We start from the raw sequence: 26,352 nt of genomic DNA, 5'->3' as shown, positions 1-26,352 counted from the left end.
TTATAGTTGGTACTGTCCTTGCCAGGTCAACCGTGGTGACGTTTTTGCGTGTTAACCTGTGATCTGCTCCCGGTTATGAGACCTGCCATGCGCAAAACGCTCGGCGTGCTATTCGTTTTTCTGCTGTTATCCCTGTTGGCGCTGACGCTCGCTTGCTTTTGGGCGCAGCGCGCGCTGACCGATGCCGGCGTGCACGATCTGCGTTGGCAAGAGCTTGGCTGGCAGCGCGGCGGCGTGCAGTTTGGGCAAATTAGCTTTGCTATACCGACAGGACAGGTGGCAGTGGAACAGCTGCATCTCGTGCCAGGTTGGCGAGATGGTCCGCGGTTGCGCGCGGTGCAGGTGTCGAGCTTGCAACTCAGCCTAAAAGCGCGCGCTGACTCGTCCGCTGGCGCTAGCGCGGTGGGCACCGGCCTGGCTGCCCCAGAGCTGTGGCTGCAGTTGCTCAACTGGTTACCCGATCAGGTTGCTGTGGATGTGCTGCGCGTAGAACTGCCTTGCCAAGCGGGACTCTGTGAGCTGGGCGGGTCGTTGCAGGTGCAGCGCCCCGCGGTAGATTTGGCTAGCGGACAACCAGTGCAGGCCAGCGCCGAGCTTGTGCTGCAGGCAGGTGAGCATTTATTTCTGTTAAAGCAGCAGGTGCAGGCTGATGGCGAACAGCTGCAGCTGCAGGGCGATCTGCTGATCAATCAGCAGGTGGTCGCGCAGATCGAGTCACACTGGCTAGGGCGTGACCAGTGGCGCGGTAGCCTGCAGGTACCTGACTGGCCAGAGACCACAGGGCTGTATGAGTATCTCGGCAATTGGGTAACGCTCGGCAGTCTGCCCGTCAGCCAGTTCCCGCCGGGCGCACAGCTCGCACTGGATTGGGATATGCACGCCTTGCAAGCGCCTGTCGACTGGGTCGATTGGCTGGCCGGTCGCGTTGCTTTGGACGCCCGGCTTGCTCTGCCAGAACCCCTGTCGCTGGCCGGCTGGGGTGATCTGAGCGGTGAGCTTGTGCTAACACTAAGCGCAGATCAGGGCCGCTGGCAGGTGTTGCAGAGTGATGCGCAACTGACGCTGGCACGATTACAGTTGACCGATAACCTTGCGCTGCCCGGCGACCTGCAGCCAGAGCAACTGCAGTTGCAGGTGTCTCCTGCGTCTGGCATCGCGCTGGCGGCCGGGGAGAGGGTGCCATTTCACGGCGTATTGGGTCTGTCAGGTGCTAAGGGGCTGAATGCACAATTGGCCGGTGATATGGCCTTGTTGTTGCCATCGGCGCAGCAGCAGGATTGGCAGTTACAGCTGCTGGATAGTGTGCTTGATCTCCAGCTGGCCCGTTGGCAACAGCAGGATGTGCGGCTGCGTGACCTGCATCTGGCGGCACCGATGAGCGGCACCCTGGATCGCCAAGGGGTGCAGCTACAAGCAGCATCCACTACCACCTTGGCGTGGTCCGAGCTGCAGTTGAGCGCGGCTGATCTTGGGTTGCGCAAGGCGAGCATGCAGCTGAAAGAATTGAATTACGCGCAGCATTGGCAGGAGTCGAGCGGGCCCTCTGTGGGAAGCCAGCTGAGCGGAATTATCGGTCAACTGCACCAGCCCCAGTTGAAGCTTCAGCCCTGGCGTATCAACGGGCATTGGCGTTATACCGAAGGCGCTCTGACATGGCAGGGTAGCGTGCGCAATGCGGCCGAGCTCGCGCTGGACACTGACTTCAAGCTGCCGGCGACAACCCCTTGGCAAGCCAAAGCTACGCTGCAACCGATATTCTTCCGCGCGGCCAACCCCTTGGCTGAGACGCTGGTAGCGTGGCCGCCGCTGCTGAGCCTGTCCAGTGGTCAGCTCAACGCATCGCTGAGTGCGTCCGGCAGTATTTCCGGGAGCAGCGTGCAGGGCGAAATCGGCTTGTCGGGCGTCAAGGGTATTTATGATCGCAGCGCCTTCAGTGGGTTGACCATGCCGGTCGCGTTCAAAATGCAAGGCGGTGCGGTGCAGTTAAGCACCTCTGCATTGACTCTTGAGAGCCTGAATCCGGGACTGGAAATGGGGCCTTTGACGGCCGGTGGGAGCTACTCGGCGCAGGTCGACTATCCTATGAGTGGGCGCTTGCAGCTCAACCAGCTGCAGTTGCAGCTGCTCGGTGGGCAAGTCAATGCCGAGCCAGGCGAGTTGGATTTCGCGGCGCCAGAGCAACGGCTGGCATTTGATATCCGGGGGCTTGAACTGGACACCCTGTTTGCAGTCTACCCTACAGAGGGTTTAAGCGGCCGTGGCACACTGGATGGCCGTTTGCCGGCGGTGTTGCGCGACGGCGAGCTGATGATTGATGCGGGTGCGGTAGCTGCACGCGAGCCAGGTGGTGTGCTGCGTTATCAGTCCGACAAGCTGCAGCGTTTGGCGCAAAGTAATGCCGGTATGCGGCAGTTGGCGGGAGCGCTGGATAACTTTCACTACACTGTGCTTAGCAGTCAGGTGGATTATGCCGAGGACGGCACCCTGCAGTTAGGCTTGAATCTACAGGGCAGTAACCCGAATTTTCAGCAGGGGCGTCAGGTGAACCTCAACGTAAATCTTGAGGAAAATATCCCGGCGCTGCTGACCAGTCTGCAGCTCAGCAGTCAGGTTAGCGATATCATCGAGCAACGGGTACAGGAGCGTCTGCTCAAGCAGCGTCTGCAGCCCAACAAGGAGTAGCTATGCATTGGCGAGGGTTGTTGATTGGAGCGTCGAGTTTGCTGTTGGTGGCCTGTGCGGGTCCCACGGTGCAGCTGGCCGCTCCTAGCGAGCCAATTAATATCAACCTGAACGTAAAGATCGAGCATGAGATTTACATCAAGGTAGATAAACAATTGGACGAAGTGTTCAACGAATCCAGCGGGCTGTTTTAAGCACGCATTGGCAGAGGGACTATGACGATGGGCAAGAAAACGCTTTTTACATTGTGCATGCTATTTTTCTTGGGTAGCAGCGCAGCATGGGCCTTGAGCTTGAATGAAGCCATGACAGCTTTGCCGGCAGCCAAGCAGGCCGGTCAGCTTGGTGAGCAGCCCAATGGGTATCTGGGCGTAGTAAGCAGTGGTGGCAATGCCGCTGAAGTGGCGCGGCAGATCAATGCTGCGCGTAAGGAAGAGTACCAGCGCGTGGCCAAGAGCAATGGGATTTCGCTCAGCGATGTGGAAACCATCGCCGGGCAGAAGGCGATCGAGCGCACGCCGTCAGGTCAGTACATTCAGGTTAATGGCGGCTGGGTGCAGAAGTAGCGGGTAACCACTCAATGGCGCCGTACCAGCCGGTAACCGGCTGGCCGGCGTTATCGCAGTCGGTCATCAAGGCAATACCATCAACTTGCTGCAGGTCTTGGCCGTGCAGTCGCTTGAAGTCTTCGCGCACATTACGCTGCTCAGACACCAGCTCCCCGGGATGCTCTGGTGCGCCACTGCGGACCGCCAGCATCTGCGCGTTTGCGGTAAACGCATTGGACCAGTGGCTGCCTTGCGGTTGGCTGCTGGACCACACGTAGTTCACGGCGAATGTGCGCCACGGCAGTAGCCCGCCATCTTTAACTACGTACACGCGAACCGGGTAGTCGTCCCCGGCTTTGCTGGTTTCATCCAGGCCTGAATACACGCCGCTCACCGCCCATGACCAGCTAAGAATCGGTGTTTCACGCAGGTCTACGGGGTGCTCGATAAACAGCGCGCTGGCTTCGCCGTTGCGGCAATCGGCCTGTAACCTTAGCGGGGAAGCGCTGGTGTCCAGCGCATAGTGCGTTGGTTTCGCAAAGGTCTTGGCTGACCAGCCGAGTATATCCTCTGGCGCATAAGCGGGCTTGGCCTGAGTGCTCAATGGCAGTAGCACGCCCAGTAGCATCAGCCCGTATCTGGCGGCGTTAGTCATCTGCTTTCTTGTTGAGCTCTGCTTTGCTCTGTGCGGCTTTAGCTTTTTCTTCGGCCTGATAGCGTTCCCAGTCCTCCCAGTCGTGGGGCGTCCCGGCGTGCGGGCGACCGGGGTGTAGCGCTCGCTCGAGGGCTTGACCTCGCAGACTGATATCCTTGTCTTCTTCCTGATCCAGACCGTGCTTTTTAAGAAACTCGTCGGCGCGCATGGCTGCCTCCTGGTTCGGGCGTATTGAGCTCCGAGTATGGCAGCTAACGTGCGCAGACTCTAACCTTTACCCTGGCCCGATAGGCGTAGCCGCTCGTTGGGCGCAAAGCCTTGCTGCAGCAGTGCTTCGATAGCGGCTTGCTTGTCCTGCTCTGCCAGGCCGGGTTGCTGCAGGATACTGGTGCGCTCGCGGTTGAAGCGTTCGACTCGTTGCTGCCAGTCGGCACGTTGCTGGTCCAGGGTCTCAAGCCGAGCGGTAGCCTCGGTGCCCACCAGGTTGAGCCTTAGTTCGCGCAGCGCTTGCGGGTCGGCATTGCCTGCGTTCAGTGCTTGGGTTTGCCGACGTAATTCCTGGTGCAGTTGCGGCACCAGGAGTTGCTGCATCTCGCTCGGCAGGTTTTCCCGCAGCGCCTCAATGTCGTCGGCGCGTTGCGATGGGGTGAGATCCGGGTTGCGATTTATCGCCAGCCGTTCAAGCGTGAAGCGGTTGTACACCTCTTCACTGGCAAAAAAAGCGCGATGTACTTCAGCGCTGAACAGGCTGGCGCGCAGACGCTGAACGGCTTCTTCGCGGGCCCAAAGTGCGTTGAGGTCATCAAGTACCGGGAAGTCCTGCTCCAATACTGCGACCGCATGCAAATAGTCCAGATACTGCTGGAAGATGGCCAGTGCCTGACTGCGTGCCGGCTCGTCCAGTTGCCGAGTCAGTTGCTGACGCACGCGCCCTTTTGTCTGCTCGGGTCGTTCTTCGCCAGCGGCGCTTAAGTAGTAATCAAATAGATGGCGCAGCTGGTCGCTGATGACCAGGTTGCCGTGTGCATCGACCTGTAATTGGCCGTCAACCTCGGTGCCGCGCAGGGAGCTGGGCATTGGCTGGGCTGCGCTCTTGTTGGACTCTGTTATCAAGCCTTGCGGCAGCGGCGCAGTGGTCGCTGTGGACGCCGCTGTTGTCAGTGTTTTGTCGCTGGCAATAAGGGGATCTTCGGCCAGCAACTGCCAACCGAGCAGCAGTGCGCCAGCCAGTAGTGGCAGATAAATGATCAATTTCATGGGTTAACTCTGTTACCTGGTCTGGTCGCCGCGCGATCACACCTTTAGTGATCGCGCGGACTGTCTCACAAGCCGGCGTTTTTTAGCCGGTTCGCCTGTTGTCGATAAACGGTGACCGGGTCGGTCTCGAACAGGCTGGTGAGGCCCAGAAACTGATTGACCTCATCCAGATGGTTCATTCGATAGTTATCACGGATAACCATGCCCATGTGCGAACTGCAGCGTCCGACCAAGCCATCGTTGGCTTCGCCATTGAAGGTCAGCGAGGCTGCGCCAGTGATCAGGTCAGAGACGTCGAGCATATTGGTCAGCGGGCTTGTGCCTCCCCATGAGTAGTAGCGCACGCCATTGACCTTGTAGGCGCCTTCACCACAGGCGCTGGTGGGGATGCCAGCAGGGAAGCGTGCGTTGAAGTTTGCGGCGCCTGCGGAGTTGAGTGACTCCAGGGAGCCCAGCGCATTTTGCGGGGTCATGGAGCTGCTGCCGGAAAGCAGGTTGATAAAGCCACCCAGGGCATTGGTCAGCCCGGCCACTATCGCCTCACCGGTAGAGCCCTCTGGAATCTGGCGCAGGAAGTCAGCTGTGGCAGAGCCTTTGTGCGGTGCACCTACGCTGGTGACCGAGGCGACCAGGTCAGGACGTACTGCAGCGACGTAGCGCGCGGTGGGGCCGCCGTGGCTATGACCGACCAGGTTGACCTTCTGCTTGCCGCTGATGGCGACAATCTCTTCAACCTGCGCCAGCAGCTGCTCACCCCGGGCTTCGGAGGTGTCGAGCTGGCTGACCTCGGTGGTGTAGACAGTGGCGCCATCCTTGCGCAGCGCGGCGGGAATACCGTACCAGTAATCGACACCCAGCAGGCTGTCGAAGCCCAGCATGCCGTGGGCCAATACGATGGGGTACTTGGTCTTGGTGTATTGCGAAGAGCTGAACCAGAAAGCCTGAGCCTGGGTGCTGACACCCAATGCGGCTATCAGGCCGCAGGCGACACTCAGTCGGGTTTTATTCGACATGACGAAATCCCTTGTGTTTGTTTTTGTTTGTATCGTCTTGAGACACTCAGATCTTTGCCTGAGGTCTCTGAGAATAGTCAGCGCTGAGACGCTTATGAAGGTTTTTGGGCGGGCATTTATGCGGCGCTATGGTCGGCAGATTATGACTGTTCAGTCACTGGCTCTGCGCCGCTGTCATTCACCGGAGAAATCCGATGAACTGCAGTTCACTTCTTGTCGAAATTGGTGGCTGCAGTGAGCCGATCACCGGAAAGCCGGTTTTCCGGTGATCTCTTTCTTTAATTGGTTTCGCTAAGGTAATTTGCCTGGATTGAGCGCCATTCGTCCGACTCGGTTATACGCAGTATTTCTTCGCTAACGGACTCGCGCAACGGGCTGCCTGAGGGCAGCGCAAGCGCATAGAGTTGCTGCTCAAAAACGCCGGGTACCAGATCCAGCCGCTGATCGCCCAGTTGTTGATTGCGAAACTGCATCAGGGGTCGGTCATATACGACGGCGTCGGTATTGCCATCCACGACAGATTGCATGGCATCGGTGAGGTTGGTGTACTCGCGCCGCACCACGCGATTGTCTTCCAGGTAGCGCGCACTTGCAGTATCGGGAATGGTCGCTACGGTGCTGCCGGGCAGGTCTTGCGGGCCGCCAATCTGATACTGCAGGTTGCTGACCGTCAGCGAGGTTGTGATCGCGGCGGTAAAGCTGGCGACCATGATCAGTCCTGCGAACATCCATACCAGCGCCACCAGCCTACCCGCCAGAGTGACAGGCGCTTTGTCGCCATAGCCGACAGTGGTCATGGTCACTGCCGCCCACCAGAAGCTGGCGCCGATACCTTCGCTGGCCTTACCGCCAAACTGCTCAGGATTAGCTCGCCGCTCGCAGACCCAGAGAATGATGCCCACAGCAAACAGCAGCAGGCCGAGCGCGACTATGACACTGAGAAACTCCCAGCTGAAGAGTGCCTTGAGGCTTTGCAGAATGCCATGCTTTGGGGTGCGCGGTACGCCAATGGCCAACCCGGTCTGGTAGAACGGATGGCTGAAGTCAAACGCCGCTTCGCGGTCAGCGGTCATGGTTAGCGCACCCACCGCCACATCTATTTTGCCGCTTTCTACTTGGCTGAGTAGTTCGGAAAACGATAAAGGAACCCACTCATACTCAATGTTCTGCTCTCGTGCTACGGCGCGCCACAGGTCAATACTGATGCCTTCCCACTCGCCGCGTTCGGTCTGCATCACGAAGGGAGGTACTTCCGTAATACCCACTTGCAGTGTTTTGGCTGAAGTGAGGCTGGCGCTGAACGCTAATACGACGAAAAGAAATAACCGAATAAAGCACTGAGGCATGAGTAACTCCCTTTAGTTTGTGAACAGCTTAGCAAAGCTGATTCGCTGTAGCAGGACTGTCTGTTGCGGTGGTGACGCTGGCAGGGTATTTGCCAAGGTAATCTGGTACTCTCCATCAGGCCGCAGTACAGGAGGCCCTGCACACAGGGAAGGCTAATGTTGACTGTATATTTGACGAGTTACGCGTTCTGGTTGTTGCTGGGCCTGGCCCTGTTGCTGTCAGAATTTTTCATTCCCGCAATGGTGGCGGTGTTCTTTGGTATTGGCGCACTGGTAGTCGGACTACTCACGCTGTTCGGCGTGATTGATTCTCTGCCCTATCAGTTAGTGCTCTTTGCATTGATCAGCGTTGTCGCGCTTTGGTACCTGCGCCGGCATTTCAACCGCTGGTTGCGTGGTAGCGAGGTTGATCTGGCTGCGCGTGATCAGGATGACGCTGGATTGTTGGGCGTGCGTGTTGCCGTGCTGACCGATTTTATTGATGGCATCGGTCATGTGCAGCTTAACGGCGCCAAATGGGATGCAGAATCAAATGAGTCACTCAAGGCCGGAGACACGGCATGGGTATTGAACCATAGCGGTATCGTGTTGCAGGTCAGCGCTCAGCGACCTGAAAAATCTTAATCACCCCACGGAGCTTTAAAACATGGAAATGGCTACTATTCTCTCACTCGCGTTTCTTGTCCTGGTCATTGTTACCCTGGCCAAGACAGCGCGTATCGTACCGCAACGTTCTGCGTTTATCGTTGAGCGACTCGGTAAGTATGCAAAAACGCTGGAAGCGGGCTTTCACTTGCTGATTCCGTTCGTTGATCGTGTTTCCTACAAGCACACGCTGAAAGAAGAAGCGATTGATGTGCCTAGCCAGGCCTGTGTGACCCGCGACAATATTCAGGTCGTGGTTGATGGCGTACTGTATCTGCAGGTAGTTGACCCCAAGCTGGCCAGTTACGGTATCAACGATTACCGCTACGCCTCCATGCAGTTGGCGCAGACCACACTGCGTTCGGTCGTGGGTAAGATCGATCTGGACAAGACCTTTGAAGAGCGCGAAACCATCAACGTTCAGGTAGTTCAGGCGCTGGATGAAGCGGCCAAGCCGTGGGGCGTTAAAGTTCTGCGTTACGAGATTGCAGACATCGAACTGCCAGCAACCATCCTTGATGCGCTGGAAAAACAGATGCGTGCAGAGCGTGAACGTCGCGCGGTCGTGGCTCAGTCTGAAGGTGAACGCGAAGCCAAGATCAATGTATCTGAAGGTCAGAAGCAGGAAACCATCAACCTGTCTGAAGCTGACAAGCAGCGCCAGATTAACGAAGCTGAAGGTAAGGCCCGAGAGATCGAACTGATCGCCACGGCTACCGCCGAGGGCCTGCGCCGCGTTGCTGAAGCGATCAATACTGAGGGCGGCCAGGAGGCCGTATCGCTGCGCGTGGCTGAACAATACGTCAAGGAATTCGGTAAGCTGGCTCAGACCAACAACACCATGATCCTGCCGGCAGAGTTGAGCAATATTGGTTCAGCGGTAGCGGCGATCACCAAGACGCTGGAAGTGGCCAAGAAGTAAGCTTTCTGGCTACAAGCTACAAGCTACAAGCTACAAGCTACACAAGAACGGCTCCTGCGGGAGCCGTTCTTGTGTAAGCGAGCTGGCCATCTCGTCGTCTGACCAAATCGCGGCATCTGCAATTGACACGTTCGACGCCACTGCTTGATAGCCGCTTTCTTTTTAGCGCATCAGCCTGGCGCTTCTGCGCGGCGTTCGTTGCGTCTTTCCTTCCAGCCCTCCAACAATGACAACAAGGCTGGCACCACTATCAGCACCAGCAGGGTAGAGAACCCCAGGCCGAAGGCAATGGAGGTCGCCATCGGGATGAGGAATTGCGCCTGCAAGGACGTCTCGAACAACAGGGGTAACAGGCCGCCAATGGTGGTCAGCGAGGTTAGCAGGACGGCGCGCAAGCGTTGGACTACGGCTTCGTTCAGGGCCTCGTTCACCGCCAGCCCAAGGCGGCGTTGATCCTGATAGAAACTGACCAGGATAATCGAGTTATTCACCACGATGCCGGATAACCCGAACAGCCCGAATAGCGACAGTATGGTCAGATTCAGCCCCATCACCCAGTGGCCCAACACGGCACCTACCAGCGCGAGCGGAATAACGGACATGACGATCAGCGGGGTGCTCCAGGAAGAAAATACCCAAACTAGAACCGTGTACATCAGCAGCAGGCCGATAATCAGCCCGGTGCGCATATCGGCCAGCGTTTCCTGTTGGTCGACTGAGCGGCCCTCAAAGCTGTAACGCACGTTGTATTGGTTGGCCAGCTCGGGCAATTCGAGTGCGATACTTTTCAGCACCTGGCCTGCGGTGGTCTGGCTGGCATCAATATCGGCGGTTACGTCGGTCGCGAGCATGCCGTCGGCATGGCGTAGCGACTCGAACCCCTGGTTGTTGCCAAACTCGACCACTTGGCCCAGTGGCACGAAGCGCCCGTCGTCGAGACGAATGCTCAGCTCGCTCAGACTGGCCAGACTCTCGCGCTCGCTACGTGGCAGTTGCACTCGAACTTCGATCTCGTCCTGATCCTCCTGATAAATTTGCGCCAGGCGGCCATCGTAGGCGGCGCGCAGCTGGCGGCCCACGCTCTGGATACTCAAGCCCAGTGACTGGCCGTACGGTGTCAGACTGTAAACCAGTTGCTCACGGCCCCAGGCCATGTCGTCTTCAGTGCTGAGCACGCCTTCGATTGAGGCAATCATGACTGAGAGCGCCTCGGCGGCGGTTTTCAGCTGTTCCGGGTTGCTGCCGGTCAGGCGTACGTCCACATCCTTGCCGGGAGGGCCCCCTACCTGCTCGGTAATATTCAATTGATCTATGCCCGGCACCAGCCTGATACGCTCGCGCCAGGCGCGAATAAAGGCCTTGTTGCGCACATCACGGTGATCCGGTGATACCATTTCAATCAGCATGGCACCCAGGTTGTCACCCTGACGGGAACCGGCATTTTGGCTGATGACCTGGCCCTCTCGGGTGACCGCAGTCAGTATCAGGTCACCACCCATATCGGTCTCGGTTTCAGCCAGCGTCTGCTCTAGATGCCGCATAAAGCGGATCATGGTGTCCCGCGGAGTGCCGGCGACGAAGCTGACGTTGGCCTGGAGCATCTGTGGCTCGGGCGTAGGGAAGAAGCTGAAGCCGATGCGACCACTGCTCATCAAGCCGATAGTGATGATGACGGTCACCAGAGCGCAAGCCAGGGTGGCACCACGATAACGCAACGCCATGGCGGAAAATCGGCGAAACCGGCCGTCACGAAAGTCGTTGAAGCCCTTGTCGAAGCGGCCACGCACCGCGTCGACCTTGCCCATCAAAAGCGCGGTTCGCGACGTCCCCGTGTTTTTCTTGGTGGCGGGCTTGAAAGCGGAACGCAGGTGGTGTGGCAGCACCACAAAGCATTCCAGCAGAGAGGCGATAAGTACGCAGATCATGACGATGGGAATGTCGCCAAGGATGTTGCCAAAAATCCCGCCGACCATCAGCAATGGCATAAAAGCGGCGATAGTCGTTAATGATGAGGCCACTACGGGCCAGAACATCCGCTTGGCCGCGCCTTCCGAGGCCCGTTGTGACTGCTCGCCAGCACGAAAGTGCGCGTCGGCATCCTCGCCTACGACGATAGCATCATCAACAATAACCCCGAGTGCCATGATCAGGGCGAACAGTGAGATCATGTTGATTGATCCACCGATCAGCCAGAACACCGCCATAGCGGCAAGGAACGCGGTTGGGATGCCCACCGCTACCCAGAGTGCAACCCGGGCCGGTAGAAACAGGTACAACAGCACCATGACCAGTACCAGGCCGCTTAAGCCATTGTTCACCAATAAGCTGATACGGTCGTTGATCAATTGCCAGGACTGATCGTAGACATGCATGTTCAGTTCGGGTGGCAGGGTAGGTTTTACCCGCTCCAACCAAGTATTGAGTGCTTGCGCGGCCTCGAGTGAGTCGCCGTCCTCAGCGCGCTGCAATGACAGCTCCACGGCAGGCTGGCCGGCGTAGCGCAGCAGGACCTGATTGCGTCTGGGCTCCTGGCGAATCTCGGCAATGTCACCGAGACGCAAGTGACTGGTGCCGTTCGGCTGTAGCGGGATATTGGCGAACTGCTCGGCGTCGCGTCGTTGTTCAATGGCACGCAGTTCTCGAGCCGAGTCCTGCTCGCCCGCCTGCCCGGCGGGCAAGTCGCGGGACTCGGCATTGACCCGGTCGGCCACTTGATCCAGTGACAGGCCAAGTTGCTGCAAGGTGGTGTTGGGGATCTCGATACTGATTTGTTGCTCGGGCAAGCCGGCTTTTTCAATACGATCGATGCCGCTGGTCAGCAGGTCGTCTTCCAGCCGGTTGGCGATGGTGCGCAACTCGTGCGGCGTATAGGGGCCGTACAACAGCAATTTGGCGATAGGGTCATAGCGCGCGACCCGCACCACCTCGGGTTTTTCTGCGTCTGCAGGCAGGTTGCGGAATTCGTCGACCTGCTGTCTTGCGTCATCCAGAGCGATAACCGGATCGGTACCCTCTCGAAACTCCAGGGTAATACTCGACACGCCCTGCGCAGAGGTGGACGTCATGTTCTTGAGGTTCTGGATGCTGCGCAGGCGCTGCTCCAGCGGGATGGTGATGGCCTGTTCGATGTCTTCCGCAGCGGCGCCGTTCCAGATCACGCGCACGGTGACAAAGTCGAGCGCGAAGGTCGGGAAGAACTGGATGTTCATGCGACTCAAGCCGAGCAGGCCGCCGGCGAGCATAACCAGCATCAACAGGTTTGCGGCGACCTTGTGACGAACAAAAAACGCCAGCGGGCTGCTGCCACTCATGGCTGTTGCCCCGTGGCATCTTTCGTGGCTGGCGCCGAGGCCTCAACTTTCAAACCCTGGACTGCATTGGGCAGGTGAGTCGTCACCACTTCCATACCCGCCTTAAGCTCGGTCGAGCGCACCAGTACCCGGCGCTCGCCCTGTTCATTCATGGTCTCACCGACGCGCTGTACCTGGATACGTTGTAGCCGTCCATCGAGCACCTGATACAAAGTGTCGTTGCCGTAAAGCGCACTGTAGGGTAGCGCAACGCTGTCGTTGCGCACCGGCCGCGCGACGCTAATCGCCAGCAGGTTGCCCAGCCGTAGCCCCGGCTGCGGTTGGTCAACGCTGAACAGCGCTTCCACGCCGCGCGCGTCGGCCTGGCCGGCGATACGCTTAAGGGTTAGGTGGATTGGTGGCTCAACATCCAGGCTTCGTGCTTTCAGCTCCTGACCATTCTGTAGTGCCTGGCTAAAGCTCTGACTATGAACCTGCGGTACCACGGCGCGTAACTCCATACCTTGCAAAGGGTAGAAGTCGAGTAGCGCGGCATTGACGTTGACCTGATCGCCAACGGCGGCCTGTACGTTGCCCACGACACCGTCAAAGGGGGCCAGGAAACGGCTACGCTCAGCGTCACGCAGTGTACTGTCAAAGGTTGCCTGGGCACGCGCAACACGTGCTTCAAGGGCCTGCAACCGTGATGCAAAACTGTTGATGCTGCGTTGACGAATGGCGACAGTCAGGGCGGAGCGGTCAAGCGCGTCCTTGCTGTTTTCAAGCTCGGCCGTTGGCAGTACACCGCGCTCTATCAGTTGCTCGGTGCGCTCCAGATTCTTTTGCGCGTTAGCCTGAATGCGTTGTTCCAGACGCAGCGCCTGCAGATCGTTCTGATGCGCTATTTTTTCGCTCTGCAACTGTGCTTTGGCATCTTCCAGATCGGCCTTGGCCTGCTCGACCCGAGGTTGGATGTCTGCTTCATCCAGCGCCATAAGCAGCTCCCCCTGCTTTATCTGTTCGCCATCCTTTGCCGGTAACGAGGCGATGCGGCCGGCCATAGGTGCAACCACAGTAAACAGCAAGGGCGATTCCAGCTGGCCATAAAGTGTCAAGCGAGGTGCGAAGGCATCAGGCTGAATAACTTCTGTCGCAACGCGCCAGCTGCGCTCCTGTGAGTTGACGGGGGCTGGATCGTCGCCGGTGAGGCGCAGCAGAATAAAGATGGCGATCCCCGTGGCTACTATCAGGATCGGTACAAGGCGTTTACGCATGGAGGTTCCGAATGGCAGAATTTTTTTATAGCCCTGTATAGCCTGTTGCCAGTGCATCGGGCAATAGCCCTGCGTGCCGTTATCAGTGCGTTTTTCATTGTCGTCCCGGCGACAGGCAGATGTGCTGCCTATGAGTCGACATATCTGCTATGGATATGAGTTCTCCAAAGCCGCTTGTGGGTCTAACGTGAGACAAAATAAAACGACCCACGCCGCGCGCCGGTGATAGGGCTGAATCACCTACTTTGTTGGAGGCAACGTCTGTGGCTACCGCACCGCGCTGGATACCGTCTTACCCTGAAAATGTTCGTTGGGACCTGCCGTTTGAGGCGCAACCGATTCCTGCGTTGCTCGATGCAGCAGTTGCCGAATTCCCGGAAAATTCGGCGATCGACTTTTTCGGCAGCAAGATGAATTACCGTGAGTTGAGCCACAAGGTGGCGCAAGCAGCTCGTGGGTTTCAGCGCTTGGGTGTCAAGCCTGGGGTGCATGTAGGCCTTTACCTGCCCAACTGCCCGCATTACTTCATCAGTTTCCTTGGCGTTCTGCGTGCTGGCGGCACTGTCGTCAATTATTCCCCGCTGGATGCCGAGCGCACGCTGGCGCACAAGATAGAGGATAGCGAGACCGATATCATGGTCACCCTGGGGCTGCAGGCCTTCTATCCGCGCATGGCGACGTTGATGCAGACGACTCGCCTGCGCCATCTGGTGGTGGGCGAGTTGACTGAGTTCTGCACACAGGCCAGCGATGAGCAGCGCAACCTCCTGGGGCCACAAGCGGCGCCGGTTCTAGGCGATGACTGCAGCAGTTTTGCGCAGCTGTTGGATAACCAGGGCGACTATCAGCAGCACGCTATTGACGATCCCGATAACTGTTTGGCGGTCCTGCAATATACCGGCGGTACCACGGGCGTACCCAAGGGCGCTATGCTGACCCACGGCAATGTTACGGCTTCTTGCGCCCAACTGCGGGAGGTGCTGAGTGCGGCAGTAGAGCCGGGCCAGGAGCGTGTGCTGGCGGTGTTGCCGCCATTCCATATTTACGCGCTGATGGTGAACATGATTTTCGGTCTGCGCGCTGCGGCCGAACTTTATCTGCACCCGCGCTTTGACGTGCCCACGGTACTCAAGGAAATCAGTGAAAGTCGAATCACTACCTTTCCGGGCGTGCCGACTATGTTTATTGGTCTGCTGAGTCACCCGCTGACGGCCAACTATGATCTGTCCTCGCTAAAAATGTCCAACTCCGGTGGTGCGCCCTTGCCGGTCGAAGTGCAACAGCAGTACTTCAATCGTTCCGGTTGCACCTTGCGCGAAGGCTGGGGGATGACTGAAACCACCACAACCGGCACCTTTACGCCGAAAGATGCCACGCCAAGACCGGGCTCCTGCGGTATCCCGGTGCCAGGCTCACATATCCGTATTCTGCCGCTCGATGGCGGCGAAGCTGAGATGCCGGTGGGTGAAAAGGGAGAGGTCTGCATCAAGGGGCCGAATATTACTGCTGGTTACTGGCGCCGGCCGGACGCCACGGCTGAAGCTATGACCAGCGAAGGTTTCCTGCGTACTGGTGACATTGGCTACATGGACGCTGATGGCTTTGTGTATATCGTCGATCGCACCAAAGACATGATTCTGTGCAGCGGCTATAACGTATACCCCCGTACCATTGAAGAGGCTATCTACGAGTTCCCCGGCGTAGAGGAAGTGTCGGTGATCGGTGTAACAGATGCGTATCGCGGGCAGGCGCCCAAAGCATTCATTAAGCTCAAAACCGGCGCTGAAGCATTCAGTTTTGAGACCTTGCAGGACTTTCTTGCCAGCCGCCTGGGTAAGCATGAGCGCTTGCAGAGCATGGAAATTCGACCTGAGTTGCCGAAGACCCCGGTTGGCAAGCTATCGAAGAAAGAACTCTATGAGGAAGAGCGCCAGAAGCAGGCCGCTGCGGCCAGCGCCTGAAGCGTAAAGTGGGTGGCCTAAGCCACCCGCTTTATTTTGGTTAACACACTTTTACGCCGAGAGTCGCTGGGTAAGTGTGCTGAGCTCGCTGGACAGTCCGTGCAAGGTTTGGCTCGCGCGGGCAGTGTTATCGACTTCGGCCTGGTTAGCGCTGGCTATGTCGGTGATTTCGGTAATGTTTCGTGAAATATCCTCCGCCACGCTGGTTTGTTCATCCGCCGCAGTCGATATCTGGCGGTTCATATCACGGATCGATTCGATGGCCTGGGTGATTTGCCCCAGGCGGTCACCCGCCAGCGTCACATGCTCCATGCTGGCTTCGCTGCGTGATTGCCCGTTTTCAATGGCTTGTACCGCCTCCAGTGCGCCGGTCTGCACATTGTTAATGATTTGCTGGATTTCCGCGGTGGACGCTGCCGTGCGCTGGGCGAGAGTTCGTACCTCATCGGCAACTACCGCGAAACCGCGTCCGGCCTCGCCAGCACGAGCAGCCTCGATGGCGGCGTTCAGCGCTAGCAGGTTGGTCTGCTCGGCAATCCCCTGAATCACTTCCAGTACCTTGCCGATACGATTGCTGTCGCCTTCCAGCCTGCGGATCACATCGGTGGTATGGGTAATCTGCTGCAGCATCTCCTGCATCGCCTGAATAGTCTGCTGCATGACTTGGCCACCGTGCTGGGCATTGGTATCTGCTTCGTCTGCAGCACGGGCAGCCTCGTCGGCATGCTGCGCAACTTCGGCGGCGGAGGCTGACATTTCCTGCATGGCGGTAGCGACCTGGTCGGTGCGAGAGAACTGGTCTCGGCTACCCTGGGCCATGCGTGTTGCGATGGTATTCAGCTCGCCACTGGCCCGGTCCAGCTCGCCGGTACTGCGCTGCAGTTGAGCAAAGGTATCGCTCAAGAAGCTGCGTAGCTGATTGGCGGCGCGCGCCAGAGTACCCAGTTCGTCCTGCCGATCGGTGGTAATGGGGTCGCCCATACGGCCTTGACTAAGCTGGTCAATTTGATTGATCAGACGGGTGATGGGGCTAACCAAGCGTCGGTTAACCAGCATCATACTGGCGGCGCCAATGATCAACGCCGCAATACAGAGCCCAATCAGGCCGTACCATAGTGTGCGTGTGGCGGTCTGGTTGATAGCGCTGCTGCTACTCAGTGCGCCGCTATTGATGCTGTCAGACAGTGCCTGCATTTGCTCGCTGACGTCACGGTCGATACCGCGCGCGCTTTGGTCGCCGGCGGTCGGGTCCATTCCCGCTGCAATATAGGCATCCAGACTGGTGCGATACTTGGTCGCCAGAAGTTGGTGTGCGCTGCTGAGTTTGTCTATCTCTGTCAGCGTAGCGGCACTGACGTCGAGCTGTTTGATCTCTTGCAAGGTCGCTTCAACTGACTGCTCTGCCGCTTCAAACTGTTTCCAGTACTTTTGTTGGTCGTCCGGATCGCCGCCGCGCAGGAGAACGTTTTTCCACTCCTGAACCTGGTTCTTAAATTCCAGATTGGCGCGATTGATCAGATTGGCGGCAGTCACCGGATTCTCCAGTAGGCTGCGATAGGAGCGAACATCACCGGCGAGTGAGCTGACAGTGATCAGCGCGACCAGCAACATTAGCAACAGACTTCCGCCCATGAGCAGGAGGGTTTGTTGGCGTAAGGAACGGTTTAGCGACATTGTCTTACCTTTAGCTTTTCGGCCGTTCCTGGGCCTGATTAAGTGTCCTGTTTCACAGTTTAGTCAAAGAGCTCGCGTGCGCAGTTTTTTGTCGCGATGGTTGGCTTCGACACTCTGTTATCGGCCGCCACGCAAGATAGCTGAATTCTTTTGTAAAATCTGCAGCCTCTCGCCCCTGTTACCTGGGCGACCTTTCACTGATAATGGCGCCTTTAACACGATACAGGTATGCGATGATGTGGTTGGCTCTGGCGGCGGTAGTGGCGGGTCTTGCTCTATTGGTATGGAGCGCGGATCGCTTTGTGGATGGTGCTTCGGCAACGGCGAATCATGCCGGTATGCCACCCTTGCTGATTGGTATGCTGATCATCGGTTTTGGTACCTCGGCACCGGAGATGGTGGTCTCGGCGCTGGCCGCGGGACAGGGTAATCCGGGCTTGGCGCTGGGCAACGCCTTTGGCTCCAATATTACCAATATCGCCTTGATTATCGGTCTGGTTGCAGTCATCAGTCCTATCAAGGTGCACTCTCAAGTGGTGCGTAAGGAACTGCCTATCCTGCTGGGCATTACGCTGCTGGTGGGCTATCAGCTTATTGACGGTTTCTTGTCCCGCACGGACGCCTGGATACTACTCGGCGCGTTTTTCCTGATCATGGGGTGGTCTATTTTTCAGGGACTGCGGGGGCGTGGTGACAGCTTGTCACAAGATTTTGAAGAGGAGATTGCCACTCATGCTATGCCCTTGGGCAAGGCGATCTTCTGGCTTTTGCTGGGTCTGGTGCTGCTGATTGTTAGTTCGCGCATCCTGGTCTGGGGCGCTGTGTATATCGCAGAAAGCATGGGCGTTAGTGATCTGATCATCGGTTTGACCGTTGTTGCTATCGGTACTTCACTGCCGGAGCTGGCGTCGTCCCTGGCTGCCATTCGCCGTAATGAGCATGACTTGGCACTGGGTAATGTGATCGGCTCAGGCCTGTTCAACACCCTGGCGGTAGTGGGTATTGCGGCCGGTATTTCTCCACTCGCGGTTGACCCGCTCGTGCTGCAGCGTGATTGGGTGGTGATGTTTGCCTTGACTCTGTTGTTGCTGATTATGGGCTTTGGTAGCCGTGGCAAGGGCGGTGAGGTCACACGAGTCAACGGTGTGTTGTTATTGCTGGCCTACATAGGCTACACCGGCTATCTGGTCTCCACCATACTCACCTGACACTCCAAACAACTGGTCGGTCGGCGCTGGGAGCGCTGCGCCGGCCGGTGTATGATCCCTGCATTCCTTCCGGTAGAGGCTTCAATCCCCGCCATGACTGACGCAAAATCTGCAACGCCGCAACACAAATCCCGCCCGATGGTTGATCTGTTGGTTAGTATCCTGCTGCCATCAATCATCCTGATGAAATTCAGTGGTGAAGCTGATCTGGGTGCCAGCAAGGCGCTGATTCTGGCGCTGGCACTCCCCCTGTGCTGGGGGCTTTTTGAGCTTATCCAGTACCGGAAATTTAACTTTATCGCCTTGCTCGGGGTCGTCAGTGTCTTGCTGACCGGTGGCATTGGCTTGCTCAAGCTGGATCCGCAGTGGTTGGCGGTGAAAGAGGCTGCTGTGCCCGGAGTGATTGGCATTGCCGTGCTGGTGTCTACCCGCACGCGTTACCCCTTGATTCGTACCCTGTTGTACAACGAGAAAGTAATCAACGTGGCGCGGGTGCAAGAAAGACTTCAGGCGCGTGGACAGGTCGAGATATTCAACCAGCGTCTGCTGCGTGCGACCTACTTCCTGGCGGGTACGTTCTTCTTCTCTTCGGTGATGAACTACATCGTTGCCAAATGGATCGTTATCAGCCCGGCCGGCACTGAAGCCTTCAATGAAGAGTTGGGGCAGATGACGCTGGTCAGCTACCCGATGATCGCCATCCCGTCCATGATCATGATGATGGCAATCCTGTTCTATCTTTGGCGCACTATTCATGGTCTTACGGGGCTGAAGATGGAAGAGATTATGGCGGCGCAGCCCAAGGGGTGAGCGCAGCTGTACGCTTGAAGCTGAAAGCTTGAAGTAGTCCGCAGCGAGTACGGTTTTTGGGTTGTTCTGCGACGTGGAGCTTGAACGATTGAACGTAGTCGCCACCCTGATCACTTCCAGCTTCCAGCTTCCAGCTTCCAGCTTCCAGCTTCCAGCACAAAAAGCAAACCCGGTATAAGGCCGGGTTCGCTTGCCGCTGAGCTAGCTCAGAGCTCGTCCAATGCCTTGCGCAGGGTTAGTACGGTACGGTCAATGTTGTGCAGTTTGTCCAGGCCGAACAGGCCGATGCGGAACGTTTTGAAGCCCTCTGGTTCGTCGCACATCAAAGGGACGCCAGCGGCGGTCTGCAGACCGAGTTGGCCGAAAGCCTTGCCGCTTTGCAGGCCATCGTCGGTGGTGTAGCTGACGACCACACCGGGTGCGCCGAACCCTTCAGCGGCAACGCTCTTGAAACCTTTGTCATGCATCAGCTCGCGCACCGCACGGCCTAGCTCCAGCTGTTCCTGTTTGACCTTGTCAAAACCGTAGTCACGGGTTTCCAGCATGGTGTCACGGAAGGCCAGCAGGGCGTCGGTCGGCATGGTTGCGTGGTAGGCGTGACCGCCGTTCTCGTATGCCTGCATGATCTGCCGCCATTTTTTCAGGTCGGCAGCAAAGCTGCTGCTGGTGGTGGTTTCCAGTGCGGCTTCGGCGTGTGCGCTGAGCATGACCAGCGCGCTACAAGGTGACGCGCTCCAGCCTTTCTGCGGTGCGCTGATCAGTACGTCAATACCGCAGGCCTGCATATCAACCCAGACGGTGCCAGAGGCGATGCAGTCGAGTACGAACAGGCCGCCAACTTCGTGCACTGCATCAGCTACTGCACGCAGGTAACCGTCAGGCAGAATAATGCCGGCAGAGGTTTCAACGTGCGGTGCGAAGACGACGTCGGGTTTGTTGCTGCGAATCTCTGCGACCACATCTTCAATTGCTGCCGGGGCAAATTCCGGCTGAGTACTGGCGTCCGACTTGCTGGCTTTGAGTACAGTTTCGCTGGCCGGGATGCGGCCCATCTCAAAAATTTGGCTCCAGCGATAGCTGAACCAGCCATTGCGCAGTACCAGACATTTCTTGTCGTGAGCGAACTGGCGCGCAACGGCTTCCATACCATAGGTGCCGCCACCGGGAACCACGGCCACGCCTTGTGCGTTGTAGACGTTCTTCAGGGTGCTGGAAATGTCGCGCATGACCTGCTGGAAGGTCTGAGACATGTGGTTTAGTGAGCGATCGGTAAAGACCACAGAATATTCAAGCAGGCCGTCGGGGTCGATGGCGGGGACCAGTTTGGACACGGGGCTCTCCAGTCAGGGGCAAAAAAACGCCGGTGTGAACCGACGTTGGCGATGCCATATCCTAACCCTATTTGCGCCTTGGCGCAGCGTTGGCTATTTGTCGCGGGTCAGGTGGAAGAAGAAATCCAAGGGTTTGCCCTTTATATCGCCCAGGCCGATCACAACGTTGTCGTTCACCTTGCGGAAGTAGTCGATGATGGGTTGTTGATCATAGATCAGCGCCGCGGAAACCTGGCCGGCAAATACCATCTCGCGGATTTGTGCTCGGCCCAGTTTTTCGTAATTTTGCAGCTCACCGTCCGGCCCTGGATAGAGAATGGGCTCCACATCGTTAATGCTGTTGAAGCGCTTGCCGTACCAGTTCAAAGGGTCGGGTTCGACGCCGCCGTCGAACTTGCCGCCATGCCAGGTGCCGAGCATGAAATCCAGGTTGACTGGTTCCAGTTGCTCGAACAATGGCATTAATGTCTCGGCTGAATAGGCATCGCCACTTTCAATCATTTGCATGAATTTGTCTTCTACTTCGCCAGCCATAACACCTCCGCTAAGTGCTGCAGCCAAGCCCAGCGTGCTGATGGATTTTGCAACCTTGTTCATTGTGTCTGCCTATATTGTTTGCCAGGCAGCAAGGTATGGATCAGCCCGTACACATCGTCCAGCACGCTGCAAAAGCGGCATCTATGTCGCTTTGTTGCAGTATCAGGTGACCGTCGCGCTCAGCCCTGATCAGGTTCACAAAGGCGCCCCATACCAGGCTCATCAGCACTTCCGGCCGTACGTCGCTACGAAATTGTCCCTGTTGCTGCAACTGCCGGTATTGGGTAACGATTGGCCGGAGAATTTTTTTCTCAAGCGCACGGCTCTCCTCATCGAGATAGGGCCGGTGATCCTGCAGTTCCATAAACATGTAAGCGTCAGGGTCGCTGCGACTGAAATCCGCCATGCGTTGCCAGACCGCTGCAAACAGCTGTTTTGCCGGCAGCGTCAGATCCAATCCGCCGTAAAGCCTTATGCTGTTTGCCCGTTTCTGCTCGCGAAATAGCTCGTTGACCAGGGCTTCCTTGCTGCTGAAATAGCGATAGATAGTACCGGTGCCGACCTGCGCCTGTTCAGCTAGGGCTGGCATGGGAACGCCGTTAACTCCGCCTGCGGCAAAGACTTTCAAAGCTGCGTCCAGGATGGCCTGACGCTTATCCTTGATCCGTGGGCGAGGTTTTTTTTCGGGGGTTGAATGAGTGTTCATTTACGCATTCTAACCACTATCGCTGGTTTGTACAGTGCGTTACCGGGCACTGCAACCGTATTGAATGAATGTTCATTCAATACGGTTAGATTAGATCTCTTTTGCGTAAATGCCAACCGTTTTCTGTGGCTAAGGAGGGGCTGGTAACCGGAGTGGGTTTGATTGCGCACGTGAGCCAGGTCGGAAGGACAGACCTTCGGCAGGGCAATATGCCTGGCCGAAGGTCTTGGTCTTGCTATCAGAACGGGTTAGTTGCGACGGCTTTCTATCACCGCCTGCCAACTGACCGCTTCGTCGTCTTCTGGTGGCTTGCCACGGCGTTTGTCGGCGCCGCGGGCAATCAGCCAGGCGATCAGTGTGAAGATCGACACCGCCAGGAGAATCACGCTGGCAATGGCGTTGATCTCGGGTTTGACACCCAAGCGCACGGACGAGAAAACTTCCATCGGCAGGGTTGTCGAGCCGGGGCCCGACACGAAGCTGGCCAATACCAGGTCATCCAGCGACAGGGTGAAGGACAGTAGCCAGCCTGCAGCGATCGACGGCGCGATCATCGGTACCGTGATCAGCAGGAAGGTCTTCCAGGGGCGTGCGCCAAGGTCCATGGCGGCTTCTTCGATAGACTGATCCAGTTCGCTCAGGCGGCCGCTGACCACTACCGCTACATAGGACGTGCAGAAGGTGACGTGGGCGATCCAGATGGTCACCATGCCACGTTCTGCAGGCCAGCCGACCATCTGCGCCATAGCCACGAACAGCAGTAGCAACGACAGACCTGTGATCACCTCTGGCATAACCAGCGGCGCGGTGACCAGACCGGAAAACATGGTACGGCCGCGGAAGCGCTTGATCCGGGTCATGACAAATGCTGCCAGGGTTCCCAGGCAGACAGCTGCGCAGGCGGTGAAGAAGGCGATTTCCAGGCTGCGCTTAACCGCGTTCATTAGCTGGGTGTTGTCCAGCAGGCCGACATACCAGTGCACCGACCAGCCGCCCCACACGGTAACCAGACGTGAGGCGTTGAAGGAGTAGATCACCAGGATAACCATGGGGATGTAGATAAATGCCAGCCCCAGCCAAAGCATGACGGTGGAGAAACCGGGACGCTTGCTCATGATTTCTTCTCCATTTCCTTGGCTTGGTTATAGTGGAACAGGATCAGGGGAACGATCAGGATCAACAGCATCACTATCGCCAACGCGGATGCCACCGGCCAGTCACGGTTGTTGAAGAACTCCTGCCACAGCACCTTGCCGATCATCAAGGTTTCCGGGCCGCCCAGCAGCTCGGGAATGACGAACTCACCGACCACCGGAATGAAGACCAGCATCGAGCCGGCGATGATGCCGCTTTTGGACAGCGGAATGGTGATGGTCCAGAACGCCTTGATCTTGCCTGCCCCCAAGTCCATTGCGGCTTCCAGCAGAGTGTTGTCGTGTTTGACCAGGTTGGCATACAGCGGCAATACCATGAAGGGTAGGTAGGCATAGACCACGCCGATATAGACGGCGATATTGGTGTTTAGAATTTGCAGTGGCTCATTGATCACGCCTATGTACATCAGCGCGGTATTCAGCAGGCCGTTGTTACTGAGAATGCCCATCCAGGCGTATACGCGGATCAGGATGGCGGTCCAGGTTGGCATCATCACCAATAACAGGTACACCAGCTGCTTTTCTTTCGGTGCCCGAGCGATGGCATAGGCCATCGGGTAGCCGAGTAGCAGGCAAATGACGGTCGAGAAGAAGGCAATCTGCAGCGAGCCCAGATAGGCTGCCAGATAGAGGCCGTCCTGCGAGAGGAAAATATAGTTGCCGAAATTGAGCACTACGTTGAGCGTTTGCTCTATGTACTGAAAAATCGGATCGTAGGGCGGGATAGCAATGGCCGCCTGCGAGAAGCTGATCTTCAGTACGATGGCGAACGGCAGCAGGAAGAACAGCAGCAACCATAGATAGGGCACGCTGATGACCCACAGGCGCCCGCTCGGCAATAGTCGTGAGAGCGATGGCGTTTTCATGAGTGCAAAATAACCCCGCTGTCGTCTTCCCAGCTGATGTAAACCTCGTCTTCCCAGGTCGGCCGCGGCAAACGGCGCTCGGAGTTAGCCATGAAGGCCTGCACAATCAAGCCACTATCGAGCTTGATGTAATACACCGAGTGGCCGCCAAGATAGGCGATATCGTGTACTTCACCGTGTGACCAGTTGTACTCGGTGTCTGGCCTTTCGGTGGAAACCCAGACTTTTTCCGGCCGCAGCGCGTAGATGATATTTTTATCTTGGGCACGGGTAGAGATACCGTGTCCAACATAGATCGGGTGGTCGAGCACCGGACACTGGATGATCGCGTGATCCTCCACGTCGACACTGATTTCACCTTCAAAGATATTCACGCTGCCGATGAACTCGGCGACATGACGGCTTAGTGGGCTCTCGTAAATGTCCATTGGCGTGCCGACCTGTGCGATCCAGCCTTGGTGCATGATCGCAATGCGCTGGGCCATGGTCATGGCTTCTTCCTGGTCGTGGGTCACCATGATGCACGTCACGCCGACACGCTCGATGATTTCCACCAGCTCGAGCTGCATTTGTGAACGCAGCTTCTTGTCCAGTGCGCCCATTGGCTCGTCCAGTAGCAGAACTTTTGGGCGTTTGGCCAGTGAGCGTGCCAGCGCAACGCGCTGACGCTGCCCGCCAGACAGTTGATCAGGCTTGCGCCGGGCATACTCGGTCATGTGCACCAGTTTGAGCATCTCCTGCACACGATCGTTGGTCTCGGTGCGGCTCATCTTGTCCTGCTTGAGACCAAAGGCGATGTTTTGCTCAACGGTCATATGCGGGAAGAGCGCATAGGACTGGAACATCATGTTGATGGGGCGTTCATACGGCGGTAGGTCGGTAATATCCTGGCCGTCGAGTAGTACCCGACCTTCAGTTGGCCGCTCAAAGCCAGCAAGAATGCGTAGCAGGGTAGATTTACCTGAGCCAGAGCCACCCAAAAGCGCGAAGATCTCGCCTCGATTGATGGTGAGACTGACGTCATCGACTGCCAGCGAATCATCGAAACGCTTACTGATGCGCTCAATTTTAACGTACTCATCGGGCTCGGCTTTGGCCATGGCCTGTTTCATGGCCCCTGCTGCACCAACCATAATTTTCTCCGCGTATCTTTCCACCTGCTTCTGCGCTATCGGGAAGGCAGAATGCACTTGTTATTACCGACCCGGCCTTTGCGCCGCGTCGAGCTTATATTCTGTGGCACATCCAATAAGGGCTGCCCATGGGCAGCCCTTATCCAGGTTACTGTTAGCGGCCTGACTTGATGCGGCTCCAGGCCCGAGTCATCAAGCGCTGACCAGCCATAGAACGAGGTACGTTGACGTACAGTCGGCTCATGATCTCGTCAGACGGATAGATGGCCGGATCGTTGCGAATTTCCGGATCAACCAGATCGCTCGATGCCTTGTTGGGGTTGGCGTAAGCGACATAGTCGGTGATCGGCGCGATCACGTCAGGACGCAGCACATAATTGATAAAAGCGTGAGCTGAGTCGGGGTTTGAGGAATCCTTGGGAATTGCCAGCATGTCAAACCACAAAGTGGCGCCTTCCTTGGGGATTATGTAGTTGATCTCAATACCATTCTCGGCCTCTTCGGCACGTGCAGCAGCCTGGAAGATATCGCCGGAGAATCCTGCAGCGACACAGATGTCTCCGTTGGCGAGGTCAGAGATATAGCGTGAAGAGTGGAAGTAGGTGATGTCTTTGCGCACACCGAGTAGCAGCTCTTCCGCTTTTTTGATGTCGTCAGCGTTATTGGTATTCGGATCCAGGCCCAGGTAAGCCAGTGCGTTTGGCAGCATCTCGTCCGCCGAATCAAGCATGGCAATACCGCAACTGGTCAGCTTGCTGGTGTATTGGGGGTCGAAAATCAGTGCCCAGGAGTCCAGTGGTGCATCGTCACCGAGTGCCGCTTTCACTTTCTCGACGTTATAGCCAATACCGTTGGTGCCCCACAAATAGGGAATGGAGTGTGCGCTGCCCGGATCGATACTTTCCATCTTCTCCATCAATTCGGGGTTCAGGTTGCTCATGTTCGGCAACTTGCTATGGTCCAGCTCCATGTACACGCCGGCGGCGATCTGCTTGGTCAGATAATTGTTGGACGGTACGACAATATCGAAACCCGAGCGACCGGTCAGCAATTTAGCGTCCAGTACGTCATTGGAGTCATACACATCGTAGGTCACCTGAATGCCGGTTTCTTTCTCGAAATTGGCAATGGTGTCTTCGGCGATATAGTCCGACCAGTTGTAAATATTCAGCTTGCCGTCAGCCTGAGCCGTCGCCACGCCACCTATGAGGGCGGCAGTGGTCAAGGCCATTAATGTTTTCTGCATGGGACGCTTCATGGTCTCTCCTATTCAGACTCCAGCTTTATACCTGGTCTGATTTCTTGGGTTCGGCCGGGGCGGAACGCCACCGGCCATCGCT

General features: G+C 57.1%; 23 protein-coding genes and 1 pseudogene. 8 read left to right on the top strand and 16 right to left on the bottom strand.

What is annotated here, in order from left to right:
• Positions 1–87: 87 nt before the first annotated feature.
• From H4J77_RS08740 to H4J77_RS08730, 3 genes are read left to right on the top strand one after another with little or no spacing between them, the layout of a single operon-like run.
• Complete coding sequence (locus H4J77_RS08740; RefSeq protein WP_182247904.1) at positions 88–2,682, top strand: YdbH domain-containing protein; 2,595 nt, start codon at positions 88–90, stop codon at positions 2,680–2,682.
• A 2-nt stretch (positions 2,683–2,684) separates the two neighbouring features.
• Entirely contained in the window at positions 2,685–2,876 is a 192-nt protein-coding gene (locus H4J77_RS08735; protein ID WP_182247902.1) for a YnbE family lipoprotein, read from the top strand.
• A gap of 57 nt (positions 2,877–2,933) precedes the next feature.
• The gene (locus H4J77_RS08730) at positions 2,934–3,248 is read left to right on the top strand and encodes a YdbL family protein (RefSeq protein WP_235869692.1); all 315 of its coding nucleotides are present in this window, start codon (positions 2,934–2,936) and stop codon (positions 3,246–3,248) included.
• On the opposite strand, the gene H4J77_RS08725 is transcribed toward H4J77_RS08730, so the two are convergent.
• The 5 genes from H4J77_RS08725 to H4J77_RS08705 form a co-directional block, all read right to left on the bottom strand.
• Positions 3,223–3,885 (bottom strand): DUF3047 domain-containing protein, encoded by a 663-nt coding sequence (locus H4J77_RS08725; protein WP_182247901.1) that lies wholly within the window; start codon positions 3,883–3,885, stop codon positions 3,223–3,225. The genes H4J77_RS08730 and H4J77_RS08725 overlap by 26 nt on opposite strands.
• The gene (locus H4J77_RS08720) at positions 3,878–4,093 is read right to left on the bottom strand and encodes a hypothetical protein (protein WP_182247900.1); all 216 of its coding nucleotides are present in this window, start codon (positions 4,091–4,093) and stop codon (positions 3,878–3,880) included. Before H4J77_RS08720 ends, H4J77_RS08725 begins: the two co-directional genes overlap by 8 nt.
• A 59-nt stretch (positions 4,094–4,152) precedes the next feature.
• Positions 4,153–5,142: a lipase secretion chaperone gene (locus tag H4J77_RS08715; RefSeq protein ID WP_182247899.1), complete on the bottom strand. Its 990-nt coding sequence runs from the start codon at positions 5,140–5,142 to the stop codon at positions 4,153–4,155.
• A gap of 65 nt (positions 5,143–5,207) precedes the next feature.
• Positions 5,208–6,155 (bottom strand): triacylglycerol lipase, encoded by a 948-nt coding sequence (locus H4J77_RS08710; RefSeq protein WP_182247898.1) that lies wholly within the window; start codon positions 6,153–6,155, stop codon positions 5,208–5,210.
• Positions 6,156–6,433: 278 nt separating this feature from the next.
• Entirely contained in the window at positions 6,434–7,501 is a 1,068-nt protein-coding gene (locus tag H4J77_RS08705; protein WP_123889399.1) for a transporter substrate-binding domain-containing protein, read from the bottom strand.
• Between the two features lie 156 nt (positions 7,502–7,657).
• Here H4J77_RS08705 and H4J77_RS08700 point away from each other — a divergent pair, with 156 nt between their 5' ends.
• Both H4J77_RS08700 and H4J77_RS08695 read left to right on the top strand, forming a co-directional pair.
• Positions 7,658–8,125, top strand: coding sequence for an NfeD family protein (locus tag H4J77_RS08700; RefSeq protein ID WP_123889398.1), 468 nt, complete (start codon positions 7,658–7,660; stop codon positions 8,123–8,125).
• A 22-nt stretch (positions 8,126–8,147) separates the two neighbouring features.
• Positions 8,148–9,068 (top strand): SPFH domain-containing protein, encoded by a 921-nt coding sequence (locus H4J77_RS08695; protein WP_123889397.1) that lies wholly within the window; start codon positions 8,148–8,150, stop codon positions 9,066–9,068.
• A 170-nt stretch (positions 9,069–9,238) separates the two neighbouring features.
• Here the strand turns inward: H4J77_RS08695 and H4J77_RS08690 are convergent, their stop codons facing one another.
• The gene (locus tag H4J77_RS08690) at positions 9,239–12,379 is read right to left on the bottom strand and encodes an efflux RND transporter permease subunit (protein WP_123889396.1); all 3,141 of its coding nucleotides are present in this window, start codon (positions 12,377–12,379) and stop codon (positions 9,239–9,241) included.
• Positions 12,376–13,632, bottom strand: coding sequence for an efflux RND transporter periplasmic adaptor subunit (locus H4J77_RS08685; protein WP_182247897.1), 1,257 nt, complete (start codon positions 13,630–13,632; stop codon positions 12,376–12,378). The genes H4J77_RS08690 and H4J77_RS08685 overlap by 4 nt, the downstream gene beginning before the upstream one ends.
• Positions 13,633–13,895: 263 nt before the next feature.
• Here H4J77_RS08685 and H4J77_RS08680 point away from each other — a divergent pair, with 263 nt between their 5' ends.
• Positions 13,896–15,593 (top strand): AMP-binding protein, encoded by a 1,698-nt coding sequence (locus H4J77_RS08680; RefSeq protein WP_220469301.1) that lies wholly within the window; start codon positions 13,896–13,898, stop codon positions 15,591–15,593.
• A 51-nt stretch (positions 15,594–15,644) separates the two neighbouring features.
• On the opposite strand, the gene H4J77_RS20330 is transcribed toward H4J77_RS08680, so the two are convergent.
• Together H4J77_RS20330 and H4J77_RS20325 are read right to left on the bottom strand one after the other, a co-directional pair.
• Entirely contained in the window at positions 15,645–16,358 is a 714-nt protein-coding gene (locus H4J77_RS20330; RefSeq protein ID WP_404940761.1) for a methyl-accepting chemotaxis protein, read from the bottom strand.
• Between the two features lie 162 nt (positions 16,359–16,520).
• A pseudogene (locus H4J77_RS20325) lies at positions 16,521–16,649 on the bottom strand (HAMP domain-containing protein); the annotation flags it as partial.
• Between the two features lie 854 nt (positions 16,650–17,503).
• On the opposite strand from H4J77_RS20325, the gene H4J77_RS08670 reads away from it, so the two are divergent.
• On the top strand, positions 17,504–18,475 hold the full coding sequence (locus H4J77_RS08670; protein ID WP_182247957.1) for a calcium/sodium antiporter: 972 nt from the start codon (positions 17,504–17,506) through the stop codon (positions 18,473–18,475).
• 93 nt (positions 18,476–18,568) lie between these two features.
• The gene (locus tag H4J77_RS08665; RefSeq protein ID WP_220469300.1) at positions 18,569–19,285 is read left to right on the top strand and encodes a VC0807 family protein; all 717 of its coding nucleotides are present in this window, start codon (positions 18,569–18,571) and stop codon (positions 19,283–19,285) included.
• Positions 19,286–19,491: 206 nt separating this feature from the next.
• Here H4J77_RS08665 and H4J77_RS08660 read toward each other — a convergent pair whose 3' ends face one another.
• From H4J77_RS08660 to H4J77_RS08630, 7 genes are all read right to left on the bottom strand, one after another.
• The gene (locus H4J77_RS08660; RefSeq protein WP_123889392.1) at positions 19,492–20,616 is read right to left on the bottom strand and encodes an aminotransferase class V-fold PLP-dependent enzyme; all 1,125 of its coding nucleotides are present in this window, start codon (positions 20,614–20,616) and stop codon (positions 19,492–19,494) included.
• A 93-nt stretch (positions 20,617–20,709) separates the two neighbouring features.
• The gene (locus H4J77_RS08655) at positions 20,710–21,213 is read right to left on the bottom strand and encodes a DUF4334 domain-containing protein (RefSeq protein WP_218565751.1); all 504 of its coding nucleotides are present in this window, start codon (positions 21,211–21,213) and stop codon (positions 20,710–20,712) included.
• Positions 21,214–21,253: 40 nt separating this feature from the next.
• Positions 21,254–21,859, bottom strand: a complete 606-nt coding sequence (locus H4J77_RS08650; RefSeq protein WP_182247891.1) for a TetR/AcrR family transcriptional regulator — start codon at positions 21,857–21,859, stop codon at positions 21,254–21,256.
• A gap of 248 nt (positions 21,860–22,107) precedes the next feature.
• Entirely contained in the window at positions 22,108–22,974 is an 867-nt protein-coding gene (locus H4J77_RS08645) for an ABC transporter permease subunit (protein WP_182247889.1), read from the bottom strand.
• The gene (locus tag H4J77_RS08640) at positions 22,971–23,852 is read right to left on the bottom strand and encodes an ABC transporter permease subunit (protein ID WP_177412328.1); all 882 of its coding nucleotides are present in this window, start codon (positions 23,850–23,852) and stop codon (positions 22,971–22,973) included. The genes H4J77_RS08645 and H4J77_RS08640 overlap by 4 nt, the downstream gene beginning before the upstream one ends.
• 23 nt (positions 23,853–23,875) lie before the next feature.
• Entirely contained in the window at positions 23,876–25,012 is a 1,137-nt protein-coding gene (gene potA, locus H4J77_RS08635) for a polyamine ABC transporter ATP-binding protein (protein WP_182247887.1), read from the bottom strand.
• Between the two features lie 154 nt (positions 25,013–25,166).
• Positions 25,167–26,258: a polyamine ABC transporter substrate-binding protein gene (locus tag H4J77_RS08630; protein WP_310734953.1), complete on the bottom strand. Its 1,092-nt coding sequence runs from the start codon at positions 26,256–26,258 to the stop codon at positions 25,167–25,169.
• Positions 26,259–26,352: the final 94 nt, after the last annotated feature.

The organism is Pseudomonas sp. 5Ae-yellow (assembly GCF_014077575.1).
GTDB classification, from domain to species: domain Bacteria; phylum Pseudomonadota; class Gammaproteobacteria; order Pseudomonadales; family Pseudomonadaceae; genus Halopseudomonas; species Halopseudomonas neustonica.
Note: the sequence above shows the minus strand (reverse complement) of the source record. Positions and strands in the feature narration are given on the sequence as shown.

What these genes read in the sequence shown, in the direction of transcription:
- H4J77_RS08685 (WP_182247897.1), bottom strand. Translation starts at nt 13,632, where the DNA reads ATGCGTAAACGCCTTGTACCGATCCTGATAGTAGCCACGGGGATCGCC.
- H4J77_RS08690 (WP_123889396.1), bottom strand. Translation starts at nt 12,379, where the DNA reads ATGAGTGGCAGCAGCCCGCTGGCGTTTTTTGTTCGTCACAAGGTCGCC.
- H4J77_RS08710 (WP_182247898.1), bottom strand. Translation starts at nt 6,155, where the DNA reads ATGTCGAATAAAACCCGACTGAGTGTCGCCTGCGGCCTGATAGCCGCA.
- H4J77_RS08695 (WP_123889397.1), top strand. Translation starts at nt 8,148, where the DNA reads ATGGAAATGGCTACTATTCTCTCACTCGCGTTTCTTGTCCTGGTCATT.
- H4J77_RS08730 (WP_235869692.1), top strand. Translation starts at nt 2,934, where the DNA reads ATGCTATTTTTCTTGGGTAGCAGCGCAGCATGGGCCTTGAGCTTGAAT.
- H4J77_RS08705 (WP_123889399.1), bottom strand. Translation starts at nt 7,501, where the DNA reads ATGCCTCAGTGCTTTATTCGGTTATTTCTTTTCGTCGTATTAGCGTTC.
- H4J77_RS08630 (WP_310734953.1), bottom strand. Translation starts at nt 26,258, where the DNA reads ATGCAGAAAACATTAATGGCCTTGACCACTGCCGCCCTCATAGGTGGC.
- H4J77_RS08650 (WP_182247891.1), bottom strand. Translation starts at nt 21,859, where the DNA reads ATGAACACTCATTCAACCCCCGAAAAAAAACCTCGCCCACGGATCAAG.
- H4J77_RS08715 (WP_182247899.1), bottom strand. Translation starts at nt 5,142, where the DNA reads ATGAAATTGATCATTTATCTGCCACTACTGGCTGGCGCACTGCTGCTC.
- H4J77_RS08665 (WP_220469300.1), top strand. Translation starts at nt 18,569, where the DNA reads ATGACTGACGCAAAATCTGCAACGCCGCAACACAAATCCCGCCCGATG.
- H4J77_RS20330 (WP_404940761.1), bottom strand. Translation starts at nt 16,358, where the DNA reads ATGCAGGAAATGTCAGCCTCCGCCGCCGAAGTTGCGCAGCATGCCGAC.
- H4J77_RS08735 (WP_182247902.1), top strand. Translation starts at nt 2,685, where the DNA reads ATGCATTGGCGAGGGTTGTTGATTGGAGCGTCGAGTTTGCTGTTGGTG.
- H4J77_RS08700 (WP_123889398.1), top strand. Translation starts at nt 7,658, where the DNA reads ATGTTGACTGTATATTTGACGAGTTACGCGTTCTGGTTGTTGCTGGGC.
- potA (WP_182247887.1), bottom strand. Translation starts at nt 25,012, where the DNA reads ATGGTTGGTGCAGCAGGGGCCATGAAACAGGCCATGGCCAAAGCCGAG.
- H4J77_RS08740 (WP_182247904.1), top strand. Translation starts at nt 88, where the DNA reads ATGCGCAAAACGCTCGGCGTGCTATTCGTTTTTCTGCTGTTATCCCTG.
- H4J77_RS08655 (WP_218565751.1), bottom strand. Translation starts at nt 21,213, where the DNA reads ATGAACAAGGTTGCAAAATCCATCAGCACGCTGGGCTTGGCTGCAGCA.
- H4J77_RS08720 (WP_182247900.1), bottom strand. Translation starts at nt 4,093, where the DNA reads ATGCGCGCCGACGAGTTTCTTAAAAAGCACGGTCTGGATCAGGAAGAA.
- H4J77_RS08670 (WP_182247957.1), top strand. Translation starts at nt 17,504, where the DNA reads ATGTGGTTGGCTCTGGCGGCGGTAGTGGCGGGTCTTGCTCTATTGGTA.
- H4J77_RS08725 (WP_182247901.1), bottom strand. Translation starts at nt 3,885, where the DNA reads ATGACTAACGCCGCCAGATACGGGCTGATGCTACTGGGCGTGCTACTG.
- H4J77_RS08645 (WP_182247889.1), bottom strand. Translation starts at nt 22,974, where the DNA reads ATGAGCAAGCGTCCCGGTTTCTCCACCGTCATGCTTTGGCTGGGGCTG.